10 protein-coding genes are annotated in these 13,458 nt (G+C 54.9%); 4 read left to right on the top strand and 6 right to left on the bottom strand.

What is annotated here, in order from left to right:
- Positions 1-285: 285 nt before the first annotated feature.
- Positions 286-1,716, bottom strand: coding sequence for an adenosylhomocysteinase (gene ahcY, locus SIB83_RS06665; protein ID WP_413747158.1), 1,431 nt, complete (start codon positions 1,714-1,716; stop codon positions 286-288).
- On the opposite strand from ahcY, the gene tsaE reads away from it, so the two are divergent.
- Positions 1,715-2,245 carry a tRNA (adenosine(37)-N6)-threonylcarbamoyltransferase complex ATPase subunit type 1 TsaE gene (tsaE, locus tag SIB83_RS06670; RefSeq protein WP_413747309.1) on the top strand — a complete coding sequence of 177 codons (531 nt, stop codon included), beginning with the start codon at positions 1,715-1,717 and terminating at the stop codon, positions 2,243-2,245. The genes ahcY and tsaE overlap by 2 nt on opposite strands.
- 54 nt (positions 2,246-2,299) lie before the next feature.
- Here the strand turns inward: tsaE and SIB83_RS06675 are convergent, their stop codons facing one another.
- The 4 genes from SIB83_RS06675 to SIB83_RS06690 form a co-directional block, all read right to left on the bottom strand.
- Positions 2,300-3,334 (bottom strand): carbohydrate kinase family protein, encoded by a 1,035-nt coding sequence (locus SIB83_RS06675; protein ID WP_413747159.1) that lies wholly within the window; start codon positions 3,332-3,334, stop codon positions 2,300-2,302.
- Between the two features lie 74 nt (positions 3,335-3,408).
- A complete protein-coding gene (gene mutT / locus SIB83_RS06680) occupies positions 3,409-4,482 on the bottom strand; it encodes an 8-oxo-dGTP diphosphatase MutT (RefSeq protein WP_413747310.1) in 1,074 nt (357 codons plus the stop codon).
- A 131-nt stretch (positions 4,483-4,613) separates the two neighbouring features.
- Positions 4,614-5,840, bottom strand: coding sequence for a glycosyltransferase (locus SIB83_RS06685; protein ID WP_413404447.1), 1,227 nt, complete (start codon positions 5,838-5,840; stop codon positions 4,614-4,616).
- 407 nt (positions 5,841-6,247) lie between these two features.
- A complete protein-coding gene (locus tag SIB83_RS06690; RefSeq protein ID WP_413404449.1) occupies positions 6,248-6,457 on the bottom strand; it encodes a DUF2811 domain-containing protein in 210 nt (69 codons plus the stop codon).
- A gap of 544 nt (positions 6,458-7,001) precedes the next feature.
- Here SIB83_RS06690 and SIB83_RS06695 point away from each other — a divergent pair.
- The 3 genes from SIB83_RS06695 to SIB83_RS06705 are packed head-to-tail and all read left to right on the top strand — an operon-like array spanning position 7,002 to position 12,300.
- Positions 7,002-8,063 (top strand): efflux RND transporter periplasmic adaptor subunit, encoded by a 1,062-nt coding sequence (locus SIB83_RS06695; RefSeq protein WP_413404451.1) that lies wholly within the window; start codon positions 7,002-7,004, stop codon positions 8,061-8,063.
- Positions 8,064-8,069: 6 nt separating this feature from the next.
- Complete coding sequence (locus tag SIB83_RS06700; RefSeq protein WP_413747160.1) at positions 8,070-11,360, top strand: efflux RND transporter permease subunit; 3,291 nt, start codon at positions 8,070-8,072, stop codon at positions 11,358-11,360.
- Positions 11,347-12,300 carry an alpha/beta fold hydrolase gene (locus SIB83_RS06705; protein WP_413747311.1) on the top strand — a complete coding sequence of 318 codons (954 nt, stop codon included), beginning with the start codon at positions 11,347-11,349 and terminating at the stop codon, positions 12,298-12,300. The genes SIB83_RS06700 and SIB83_RS06705 overlap by 14 nt, the downstream gene beginning before the upstream one ends.
- Before the next feature lie 66 nt (positions 12,301-12,366).
- On the opposite strand, the gene SIB83_RS06710 is transcribed toward SIB83_RS06705, so the two are convergent.
- Positions 12,367-13,425, bottom strand: coding sequence for an RpoD/SigA family RNA polymerase sigma factor (locus SIB83_RS06710; protein ID WP_413747161.1), 1,059 nt, complete (start codon positions 13,423-13,425; stop codon positions 12,367-12,369).
- Positions 13,426-13,458: the final 33 nt, after the last annotated feature.

Consider the following 13,458-nt stretch of genomic DNA (forward strand, 5'->3'; position numbering starts at 1 on the left):
GCAAATCTTGTCCTGCTGTTCTGCCATTGTTTGCAGTGACAATTCACTCGTGCGACGCATCACATCAACCGATTGTTCAGATCGCACTGGATATGAGGCTTTCAATTGACTTTGTCTCTCGCACACAAAGAACGAGCCGTGCCAGTGCAGAGACTCGACCAAGGCATCAACCTGGGGAAGCCCGACCTTGTTGCTCCAGTGGCCGGGTGATGAACATAAAAAAGCCAGGACGCATGAACGCCCTGACTGAGATTGAAGATCACAGCAGTGATGCCTCGAGACTGATCAGTAACGGTAGTGATCGGGCTTGTAGGGACCTTCCACAGGCACATTGATGTAGTCAGCCTGATCCTTGCTCAGTTCGGTGAGCTGGGCACCGATGCGCCCCAGGTGCAGACGAGCCACCATCTCATCAAGGTGTTTCGGCAATACGTACACCTCATTTCCATATTCTCTGCCCTTGGTGAAGATCTCAATCTGAGCAAGCACCTGATTGGTGAAGGAGTTACTCATCACGAAACTGGGGTGCCCCGTGGCGCAGCCCAGATTCACCAAACGACCTTCCGCCAGCAGAATGATCTTGTTGCCGCTGGGCAGTGTGATGTGATCGACCTGGGGCTTGATGTTTTCCCACTCATACTCTTTGAGTGATGCCACATCGATTTCGTTATCAAAATGACCGATGTTGCAGACAATCGCCTCATCTTTCATCTTCACCAGATGCTCACTACGGATCACCTGATAGTTACCGGTGGCAGTCACGAAGATGTCCATCTCATCGACAACATCTTCAAGACGGACAACGCGATAGCCCTCCATGGCTGCCTGCAAAGCACAGATGGGATCCACTTCTGCAATACAGACAGTGGCGCCCAGCCCACGCAGGGACTGAGCGGAGCCCTTGCCCACATCGCCGTAGCCAATCACCAGCGCCTGCTTACCAGCCACCATGACGTCGGTGGCGCGCTTGATGCTGTCGACCAATGACTCACGACAGCCGTAGAGGTTGTCGAACTTGCTCTTGGTGACTGAGTCGTTGACATTGATGGCGGGGAAAGGCAGCTCACCGCTCTTCTGCATCTTGTAAAGACGTGCCACACCAGTGGTGGTCTCTTCGGTCACACCTTGAATCTGTGCTTTGGTGCGGCTGTAGAAGCTGGAATCCTGAGCCAGTTTCTTCTTGATGGAGGCGAAGAGATAGGTCTCTTCCTCATTCGAAGGGTTGTCCAGAACTGTGATGTCCTGCTCGGCCTTGCTTCCCAGCATCACCAAGCCGGTGGCATCGCCACCGTCGTCGAGGATCATGTTGGGTGAGCCACCATCACCCCATTCGAGGATGCGGTGCGTGTACTCCCAGTACTCCTCAAGAGTTTCACCCTTGACCGCGAAGACTGGGATTCCCTTGGCAGCGATAGCTGCAGCAGCGTGGTCCTGAGTCGAGAAAATGTTGCAGGAGGCCCAGCGCACATCGGCACCGAGCTCGACCAGGGTTTCAATCAGTACCGCAGTCTGGATCGTCATGTGCAGAGAACCGGCGATACGGGCACCCTTCAGAGGCTTTTCGCTGCCGTATTTCTTGCGCAATGCCATCAGACCGGGCATCTCGGTCTCGGCGATATCGAGTTCCTTCCGACCGAAATCAGCCTGATTGATATCAGCAATAACGCAATCGACGCCAAGCTTCAGCTCAGCCGAGGACGTGGGCGCTGCCACCATGGTTTGTGTGCTCCCTAACAAGGATGTGGAGTTGAATATCTGCGGAGACGCCGAGGCTTCGGGCTCGCTTATAAAACAATCTACCGATCGGAGCTGGATCCTGAAGGATCTGGAGGCCACGCGAGCCCTGGGCAGGTATCTCGGGCAACACCCTGATCGGCCATCACTGCTGCTGCTCGAGGGCACGCTCGGCGCGGGGAAAACCTCTCTGGTGCAGGGTCTCGCTGCTGCTGCGGGGATTGAGGAGCCAATCACAAGCCCCACCTTTGCCCTCTCTCAGCACTACCCCCAGGGCAAGCCACCACTAGTTCACCTGGACCTCTACAGACTGGAGCTGGCTGCGGCAGCCGATGAGCTGTTCCTGCAGGAAGAGGAAGAAGCACTGGGGATGGGTGCCATTCTCGTTGTCGAATGGGCTGAACGACTGAGCCTGAGGCTGCCGGAAGCCTGGCGAATGCAGCTGTCCCACCGGACTGAAGGCGGGCGGCTGGCCACTCTTCGCAGGAACGATCACCCCATTGCGGACTGAACGACCTGTCTTTAAGACCTGGGAACACCATTCTCAGATCAGCGCTCTGCACGATCAGGAATCGAGTTGCTCAAGAAACTCCACCACCCTGCACGGAAGGGGTTGCGGATCGATCGCCCCTGCACCGGCACAGACCAGTGCTCCGCAGGCGGCCGCGTAGCGGACCACCTGCTCCACCACGGCTGCGCTGAGCTCAAGTGGCTGACCGATTGACGGGGTGAGAGCCACCAGCTGATGCAGCAACCCAGCCGTGAAAGCATCACCAGCCCCTGTGGTATCGACGATCTGAGGCGGTGCCAGAACCGCCATCGACCCGCTGTGGCTTGCCACGAACCATCGCACCGGATGACCACCGTCAGTCACCAGCACATCGGGCTGCTGCGAGAGCGAAGCGCTGATCTCTGCGGGATCGCTGCTGTTGAACAACCACTGCGCTTCCTCCCTGGCCATTTTGATCAATCCGGCTTTTTCAAGCAAAGGACGCATCAGAGCCAGAGCCTGCGCAGGAGGGCCTGCCAGCGGGTCCGCAGCGGGATCCCAGAACGTCGGTCGCCAGTTCACATCCAGGGCAATGCGCAACCCGTCGCGCTCAGCCTGATTGACCGCTGAAAGCAAGGCTGAAGAGGAAGCCTCCGAAGCCAGGGGGATCGTGCCGACCAACAACCAGCGTGCCTCCGCGGCGAGAGCGCACCAGATCGGATCAAGACCGGTCTGGTTCAGGGCCTGATCGGCAAATCCCTCACCTCTGTCACCGGCAAACCCTTGAAAAACACGTTCGCCGCTGGAATCACGACGGACAAGCACCACACGACTGGGCCGATGCGGATCAATCTGGAGACCGCGCAGATCAACACCACGATTGCTGAGCATCTCGTGAAAATTTTTTCCGATGACATCGGAACCCAATCGCCCGATGAAAGCGACCGGGGTTCCAAGTCGGGCCAATGCACAGGCCACGTTGGCCGGGGCTCCGCCCAAACGGTCATCACAGTCCTGAGGAGCAGCAGTGGCGGGATCTCGGCCCAGCGGTCCAAGCCGATCGACAAGGGCCTCACCGAGACAAAGCACCTGCGGAGCGGAATCGGACATCAGACCTGCGGCGGTTATCGGCAGCGTGGCCAGAAATCACTTGCACGTCAGGCAGCGCAAGCAGAGATACAGATTCAGCGGAAGTGCTCCAGCAAAGCGGCAATGATGCGGGTATTCGCGGCCGGGAAGGGGTAATCGGCGAGTTCGGACGGTTTCACCCAGCGCACCTGCTGGCTGGCCAGAGGCTGGGGATCACCCGAAAGCCAACTACAGAGATGAACCTCAAAGCGCAGCTTTTTGTGGCTGTAAGCGTGATCCAGCTTGATGAGCTCCTGCTCAACACTGACTTCAATCGCCAGCTCCTCTCTCAGCTCGCGGCTGATGGTCTCCGCAATCAACTCTCCAGGCTCCTGCTTGCCACCTGGAAATTCCCACAAGCCCCCCAGCAGTCCCTCGTTGAGGCGCTGATCAATCAACACCTCACCTGCCTCGTTGACAACCACACCCACACCAATCACCTGGAAGGGAGTCTCGCGGGGTGCTTCTTTCACTGGGTACTGCTGGGCGGAACCGGAAGCGTAAGCAGCACAGCGTTGATCCCAGGGACAAACCTCACAAGCAGGATTTCGAGGGGTACAGACCGTGGCGCCAAGATCCATCAGTGCCTGATTGAGTGCGCGGCTCAGGCCAGGCACTTCATCAATCAACTCCTCACTCCAGGCCCAGAATTGAGACTGCGCCCTCATGGGTGGCTCTGGATGGGCATAAACCCTTGCCAGCACCCGACGCACATTGCCGTCGAGGATGGCCAGCGGACTGTTGAAGGCTGAGGAAAGGATGCCAGCAGCTGTGCTTCGACCGATGCCCGGCAATGCCATCCAGGTCTCCGCTGCAAGCGGCCAGTGACGAAACTGCGTGGGGTCGTTGACAGCCGTTTTTTTGTGCTGCAGTTCAGAGAGCAGCAATCGGGAGGAGGCATGCAGGCGGCGTGCCCTTGAGTAGTAGCCGAGTCCTTGCCAGAGCAACAACACCTGCTGCTCGGTCGCTTCGGCAAGCGCTTCAAGGTTAGGGAAGACCTCCATCCAACGCCGCCAGTAAGGGAGCACCACCTGCAACTGGGTTTGCTGCAGCATCACCTCAGCCACCCAGACCGGGTAAGGATCAAGATCCTCATCAGCCTTGGGCCAGCGACCATCAGCGGTGAACATCCAGGGCTTCAGGGATGCATCCTTGCGGCCATGAAACTGCCACCATCTCAGAAGCTGGCGACAGAGGACAGCTGACTGAAACTTCCCATCGTTCAGCTCCAGATCGAACGTGGCATCCTGCCTTGGAACAATCACCTCTGCAGGACAGCCTCGATCGCATCCGCCGCACCCAAAGCCCCTCCTGCGTCTGCAGCCTCCCGTGCAAGTGCGTTAGCGGCAGCTCGAAAGTCAGGTTCGTCCAAAACACGTCTAACGGCAGCACGGATCGCCGCCGGTGCGGGGTGAGCTGTCCCTAGATCAATCGATGCACCTGTCCGCTGCAGACGTGCACAAACCTCCGGTTTGTCTTCACTCTCACCTGCGGTGACCATCGGGATCCCATGAGACAGCACGGCTTGAACTCCCTGAAACCCTCCGTTGGTCACCACCAGCGACGTTTTTGGCAGCAAAGCGCCATAGGGGACGTAGCTGGCCACCCTGGCGTTCGCAGGTAATGGGCTTAGCGCCTCGAGCCCCTCATCGATCCGACCGGTGCAAGCCACCACCAGAACAGGCTCATCAGCAAGTGCTTCGAGAGTGGGGCGCAGCAGTTGGGCGGAGTCATTACTAATGGTGCCTTGCGTGACATGCACAACCGTGGCGTGGTCCAGATCACCCCACCACGCTGGAGGCGTAAACGCTTCATCATTGTTTTCGAGCAAGGGGCCTGTAAAGACCACCTGCGGAGGGCAATCAGGCCGTGGATACTCGAAACTCCTCACCGTGCCGCTCAGCACCAGATGCGGTGAGACAACATCAAACAACCAAGGACGACAAGGCGACAACGCCAGCGACTGCCGTGCTTGATCGGCATGACGCCGAAGAGACCGGAACAAGACGGAGCGCGTCAGCCCCCGTAGTAGTTGATTCCGGATCCTGCCCCGCCAAGAATCATCGGGTTGAAGCGCCAGACCAAAGGGTGCCAACGCCCTACTGGGCAAAGTGAGAACAGTGCAACACAACTGAGCCCAGGGCCGACCAGTACGTTCCGCCCACCAGGAACCGGCCATCAGAAAGCTGTCGCAGACCAACAGATCAGCTGGGGTCTGTTCGTGGAGCCGGAGCAAATCCCTACAAAACCCCTCAGAGGGTCCGATAAAAAACGTGGCGAGATCGAAGCGCAACTTGGCCAAGCCACGCAGGCGATCGCGCTCAGCCTGCAGGTGATCAGGCACCAGATCTGGGCGGGAGTAGTCAAACCCGTCCTCAAAGGCACAGAACGACGCGCCGCTTCCCTCAACACGCTCCCGAAAGGCTGCACCCGCCAGCCAGCGCACCCGATGACCGCGGCGAACCAGCTCGCGAGAAATCGCGAGCATGGGCTTGACGTGACCGAAGACGGGAACAGACAACAACAGAATTTCAGCCACATCCAACCCAAATCACCGTTGTGGATTCTGGCTAAGAGGTCGTGCCACGGATTTCTGAACAGGGCTGCAACCACACCATCGATGGCCAAAGAGAGAGCACAACTCATAAAAAGTTGGCCTTGAATGAGATGCTGCAGAGAGGTGCATCACCTCGGCGATCCAAATGGGATAAGGATTAAGCGCCTCTTCAGCCGCAGGCCAACGGCCATCAGCCCTAAACATCCAGGGCTTTTGGTTTCGATCGCATCGTCCGTATTGCTGCCACCAGCTCAGCAAAGACCTCGAAGCAATTACAGAACGCGATGAAAGCAACAGCGAATCTCCGTGCCGCTCAAACAGCGGTCTGGATCGATCCTTCAAAGCGTGCAGGACTCCCGGCGGAACAGACCTCCGAGGTAATGACGCACCACTGAAGGGTCCTTGCAACCCTGCTGAAACAGAAATCCCGCAATGGCTGCCTGCACCAGCCTGTATTGGTCCCACTGAGGATGCTCTTCGATAAAAGTGCCCATGGCGCGATGAAGATCCTCCGCCAACTGATTTTCCACACTGACGTGCGGGGCCATCGCATCCGGGGTCTCGTGCAACTCAGCTCATCAACTGTCAACCCTCCCATCAGGCCACGCCAACCGACGAGCTGTCAAAACAGCGGATTGTGTGCGAACCAACAACCACTAATCGCGAAAAGCGTGTTTTGACGCAGCTTTTGCCTACTTGCAGAAGCAATGTTTCTCAATCGGAAGCGATCTGTACGGGTTTCGTCAAGGGCTGTAGGACTTTTCCCCTGCTGCAACCAAAAGGGGGGATCGCAGCTTGAATCTGCCCCCACAGAACTGTGGAAAAACTGTGCAAAACAGGCCGATCAACCCGAAAACGACCTTTGTTCACGACTACTGATCAATCCAATCGGATCAACAAAATCATCAAGTTCTGCACGCCAATGACCGTTCAACAGAACGATGCACACCGGCTTTGCGATGCAGTGCTGTTCGAAAAAAACCGGTAACGTCCGCCTTATCCGAGTGGGACTCTGTGCGGCGAACCCTGTTGTGCTCTCTTGCCGCCGCAGCGCTATTAACGAGCTGCGGCAAGCCAAAATCAACCGGGTCAATGCTGACCGTTCAAACGGCCAAGATCTCTGAAGCGACCTTCAAGCCGACGATCGAAGCCATCAGCCTGCTTGAGTCGACCACAACAGTTTCACTCAAACCAGAAACGGATGGTCGCGTTGTCAAGGTGCTGGCCAAAGACGGACAACAAGTCAAAGCTGGTCAACCGATTCTGGTACTCGACAATGTGCAGCAGAGTGCAGCACTCGATTCAGCCACTGCCCAAGCGCGCACAGATCAGCTCAATGCTGAGCGTTATCAATTTCTTTTCGAAAAGGGAGCTGTCTCCGCCAAAGAACGAGACCGTTACGCCACACAAGCGATTGCTTCTCGCGATAGCGCCCGCGCCAGTGCAGCTGATCTCGGCTACAAGTTTGTACGTTCGCCAATCGACGGCGTCATTGGTGATTTAGACACCGTAAAGCTCGGTGATTACGTGAAGACAGGGGAGCCGATCACTGGCATCGTCAACAACTCCACTCTGTGGACCTTGATGCAGATCCCAGCCACACGAGCTAGCGATGTGCGCATTGGACAAACTGTGAATGTTGCATCACAGACCAATCCACCGGTAACCGGACAAGGATCGGTGACATTTATCTCTCCTTATTTCGGAAACAATCCCGATCAACAAGGGCCCAACACCTTGATGGTGAAAGCGTCATTCCCAAACCTGACCGGCCAACTCAAGACTGGACAATTTGTGAAGAGTCAGATCGTTATCAGTCAAAAACAATCGTTGGGTGTGCCCGTGCAGGCGGTGTTCATGCAAGCCCAACAGCCATTTGTCTTCGTCACGGTTCCACTCAGCAAAGCTTTGCCGCAAATCAAAGCCTCATCGGCAGTGCCGAAAGCCAAGAAAGCAATGCTTGAAAAGCTTCCACCAAGCACCCCCATCGTGGTTCAGCGTCAAGTTGAGCTAGGGAACCTCCAGAAAAACCTTTATCCGGTCAAATCAGGACTGAAGCTTGGAGAAACAGTTGTCGTCAGCAACACGGCACTGCTAAGCAATGGCATGCCTGTGAAAGTAAGCCAAGGATCCAGCAACAGCAAAAGCAACTGATCCGCCATGGCTTTTTCCGACAACTTCATCAAACGGCCTGTTCTAACCACCGTTTGCAGCATCTTGATCGTGCTGATGGGATTAATTGCAATTCCCAATCTGCCGATTGCCAACCTTCCCAACATCGCCCCACCGTTAATCTCCGTTACGGCGAACTACGGCGGCGCAAACTCACTGGTCACAGAGCAAGCCGTAACCAACCCTCTCGAACAGCAGATCAATGGAGTACCAGGGGCTTCATACATCACCTCCACAAGCAACATGGAGGGGCAAAGCCTGATTTCAGTCTTCTTCAACGAAAACACAGATATCGATATCAACCAGGTGAACGTGCAAAACCGCGTGTCTCTGGCAATGCCACAGCTGCCATCCCAGGTCAGAGACCTAGGTGTCTCGGTTAAGCAGTCCACACCATCAATCCTGCTTGCTTATCAGATCTCATCATCGAAAGGCCAATACGATGCTGCTTACCTTAATGGTCTTGTTTACGAACAGCTTTATTACCCATTAGGACGGGTTCCAGGAGTTGCAAACGTCAACATTTTAGGTGGAAGTAATCCAGCCTTTTGGTTGTTTGTCGATCCCGACAAACTAGCTGCCAATCAACTCACCGCCAATGAAGTGGTTGATGCAGTCAAATCTCAAAATAGCGTTGCAATTGGCGGACTCATAGGCGGACCACCAGCATCCGGCGATCAGGCCTACACATATCCAATATTGGTCCAAAACAATGGCAACCTTCTCTCGATTAAAGATTTCAACAATCTCATCATCAGCAGAACAAAAACCGGAAATCTTCTTCGACTAAAAGATGTTGGAGAAGTTCGCTACGGCTTCAACAATTTCACAACATCAGCCGTTAATACCGATAATTATGATGCGATTACTATTGCTGTTTACCAAACTCCTGACAGCAATGCTCTCGACGTTGCTGATGCAGTGGTCAAGCAAATGGAGTCGTTTGCCTCCATCGTGCCACCTGGAGTGACGGTCTCTCAGATTTACAACATTGGTCAATTTATTGAATCTTCCGTTGAAGGCGTCATTGATGCACTCGGCCTTGCCATTGTTTTAGTACTACTGATCCTATTCCTCTTTCTTCAGAACTGGAGAGCAACAGTGGTGCCTAGCTTGGCGATTCCCATCTCCTTGATTGGTACTTTCGCCTTCATCAAGGTGTTCGGATTCTCTATCAACCAACTGACTCTTCTGGGTCTAGTCCTGGCGACAGGTCTTGTGGTTGACGACGCCATCGTGGTTATCGAGGCGGTATCCAAAAACATTGAATCGGGGATGAAGCCACGACAAGCAGCTCTTGCCTGCATGGGTGAGTTGTTTGGGGCCCTCGTTGCCACTGCATTAGTACTGATGGCGGTCTTTGTACCTGTGGCCTTTTATCCGGGCAGCATTGGAATCATTTACCAACAGTTTGCGCTCACAATCGCATTCTCGATTGCAATCTCAGCTTTTAACGCGCTTACTTTTTCACCAATGCTATCAGGTCTTCTTCTAAAGAGTGGCGAAGCACCCACGCCAAAGGGTTGGGCTTGGCCAGTGGCAGGTGTGGTTGTTGGTCTCGCTTTCGGACGCTTCAGTGCTGCTGCTTTTGGCAACTGGACTTATGTATTAGGAGTTGTAGTTGGGGGACTAGCCGGGGCGAATCTTCCAATGATATTTCGCATTTTCAATACCAGTTTCACACGCCTCCAATCAACGTATTCGCGTTTACTTCAAACGATGATCCGAGCACGGCGGTGGGTGATGGTAGGTCTGGCCAGCGGGATCGTGGTAACCGCCTTAGCCTTCACAGCTCTGCCGTCTGCCTTCATTCCTAATGAAGATCAGGGATACCTTGCTGGTATCTATGAATTGCAAAACGGTGCATCCCTGAACCAAACACAGGACATGGCTGCTGAAATCGCGACGATCCTCAAGCAAGAGGACACGATCTTGAATGCGAATGTTATTAGCGGCTTTGGCTTTAATGGCTCAAGCCCAGATCAAGGGGTGATTTTGGTTGGCCTAAAACCCCTTAGCGAACGATCAGGAGAGGCCAACAGCTCGTTCGCGATTGCTGATCGACTGAATGCCAAGCTCTCCCAGTTGAGTAGCGGCATGGCCAAGCTGAGCCAACCAGCTGCGGTTCCAGGCTTCTCCCCGCAAGGAGGTTTCTATTTTCAATTCAATGATCTCTCCGGCAATTACACATTTAGCGAACTCGACGAACAAGCACAGCAACTGATTAAATCAGGCAGAGAAAGTGGCAAGTTCTCCAAGCTGTTCACTCAGTTCACACCAAGTGCTCCGGCCTTCGAACTCAATATTGATCGCGAGATCATGGGAGCGCTCAATATTGATTATCAGGACGCAATGAAGACCATCTCCACCTTGGCGGGGAGCAGCTTCACGGGACTGACCTATGAAGATGGCGAAGTACGCAATGTGTATGTGCAAGCCGGCGATCAAAAGCGTGCAGGTTTGGAAAATATCCTTGATTATTACGTTAAAAATCGGAACGGAGATCTGATCCAGGTGTCTCAGTTCGCAGAGGCACAACTCTCTAGCGCACCATCAATCATCAGCCACTACAACCTTTATCGATCAGTGCTTATTCAAGGTGTCCAGGCTGCAGGCAAGAGTTCTGGCCAAGCACTGGATGCGATTCAAAGTCTTTTCAAACAACAAAATTTCAACAATATTGGCTCAGCCTTCACTGGCTTGGCGCGCCTGCAGCTTTCCGCAGGCAGCGCCAGTGTGCTGGTGTTCGGGCTAGGCATTCTCATCGTTTATCTGGTGCTCTCCGCCCAGTACGAGAGCTACGTGACACCAGTCATCATTTTGATGACAGTCCCCCTAGCCATGCTCGGGGCGCTGGTTTTCCTGGCGATACGCTCAATTGACCTAAATATCTATGCACAGGTTGGTTTGGTCACACTGATTGGTCTCGCCGCCAAGAACGGAATTCTCATTGTCGAAGTCGCAGAACAACATCTTGAAGCAGGAATGACTGCCACAGACGCAGTGGTTGCATCAGCAGAATCACGCTTAAGGCCAATCCTGATGACCGCCATTGCAGCCTTAGCTGGCTTCCTACCTCTCGTAGTCGCCAATGGGGCCGGCGCTCAGAGCCAACAATCGCTTGGAACTGTGATTTTCGGAGGCCTTGTTGTTGCCACTGTTCTTTCTCTTGGTGTGGTTCCTCCCTTCTATGTGGTGATCAAAAGTCTTGAGGCCCGTTGGTTCGGGAAAAAGCAACAGAATGAGAACAACGATGAATTAATCACTGGTGCCAGCTGAATCAATCTGGACCTGGAAGCAAGCCGATGGCAGCACCCTCGAGGTCGCCTGGCAGTGCCATTCAGACACTGGAGACGTCAGGCACAACAGCAAGATTCCCGCTGTGGTCTTGGTGCATGGCTTCGGAGCCAGCAGCAATCACTGGCGACACAATCTGCCTGTTCTGGGACGACAAACACACACGTATGCCCTGGATCTGATCGGCTTTGGCGACAGCAGCCAACCGCGAGCCCTGCTGGCGGGGGAGCGAGCTGCTGGGGATCGCGCCAAGAGCAGTCATGCCCTTCTTTACAGCTTTGATCTCTGGGGCCAGCAGGTTGCCGACTTTTGCAACGCCGTCGTGCAAGGTCCGGTGCTTCTGGTGGGGAACTCAATCGGCGGTGTGGTGGCGTTACGCGCTGCGCAACTTTTAGATGATCACTGCAAAGGCGTTGTGCTGATCGACTGCGCTCAACGGCTGATGGATGACAAACAACTGGCTACCCAACCAGCCTGGATGGCCTGGATCAGGCCGCTATTGAAGACCCTGGTCAGCCAACGCTGGCTGAGCACCGCCTTGTTCCGCAATGCTGCACGCCCAAGGGTGATCAGAAGCGTTTTAGGGCAGGCTTATCCCAGCGGTAAGAATGTCGATGACGAGCTGGTGGAGCTTCTCTACAAGCCAACGCAACGACCTGGAGCAGCAGAAGCGTTTCGAGGGTTCATCAATCTGTTCGATGACCATCTGGCACCGAATCTGCTCAACAACCTTCAACAGCCGGTGGATCTGATCTGGGGCCAAAAAGATCCCTGGGAACCTGTGACTGAAGCTCAGGAATGGGCAAAACAATTCAATTGCATTCAGTCGTTGACAATTCTGACCGAAGCAGGCCACTGCCCCCACGACGAAAATCCGGAGGAAGTCAATAAACAACTAGAAAATATACTTGGAAAATATTAATTTCGCATCATAAAAGGGGTACTCATCATTTTTTATAGCTTGAAACTTAGTTGCCGCTGAAAGAATTCAGCAAGCAACATACGCTTCAACCTGATCACTGAGACGGCGCAAACCAGCCAAACCGTCACGTTCAAGGTTGCGAACCCGATCGCGACTGATGCCGATCACCCGACCAATGCCTGTAAGGCTCATGGGATCCTCTCCGTCCATCCCGTAACGCATCCGCAACACTCGCTCCTGCAGCTCCGGCAGCTGGCCCAGCAGATCACGCAGATCTCCCTTCAGGCACTCACCCTCCACCTGCTCACTCGGCAGTTCTCCATCTCCCGCCAGCAGATCCAGCAGTTCCGTGTCATCACCATCACCCACCTTCATCTCCAGGCTCACTGGCTGACGCGCACGGCACATCAGGTCCTTCACCTCCTCCTCAGGCAGCTCCACAAATCCCGCCAGTTCCGTCACCGATGGCGTGCGGCCAAGTTCCTGACTCAGTTCACGCTGACCTTTCTTCAGTTTGTTCAGCATCTCCGTGATGTGGATCGGCAAACGAATCGTCCGGCTCTTCTCCGCAATCGCACGCGTGATCCCCTGACGGATCCACCAGTACGCATAGGTGCTGAACTTGTAACCACGCGTCGGATCGAACTTCTCCACACCACGCACCAGACCGATCGTTCCCTCCTGGATCAGATCCAGCAGTTCCATATTCCGCTTGGTGTATTTCTTGGCAACACTCACCACCAGACGCAGATTCGCCGCCACCATCCGCTCCTTGGCGCGGCGACCCGCCTGCAGCTTGCGCTTCAGTTGCGCTGCACTCAGTCCTGCAGCCTTGGCCAGTTCCGCCGCAGGCACCATCTCGCCACCACGCTGATCACTCAGCTCCGCTTCCTGCGCCTCCAGATCCATCAGTTCCTGCACCTGACGCCCCAACGTGATCTCCTGCTGGTGGCTCAGCAGCGGTACACGACCGATGTCACGCAGATAGGAACGCACCAGGTCGACATCGGCACCTGCTGAACGAACAGCAACCGTCTTACCGCCAGAACCCTTGGTGGCAACGGCTTTTTGAGGAACAGCCTGGAGAGGGGTCGCTACGGACGCAGCGGCGATAGCAGGAGCCATGACGCTTCATTGAGTTGTGTAAAGAGTACTCCT

This window comes from Synechococcus sp. MIT S9507, assembly GCF_047304715.1.
In the GTDB taxonomy this organism is placed as follows: domain Bacteria; phylum Cyanobacteriota; class Cyanobacteriia; order PCC-6307; family Cyanobiaceae; genus Synechococcus_C.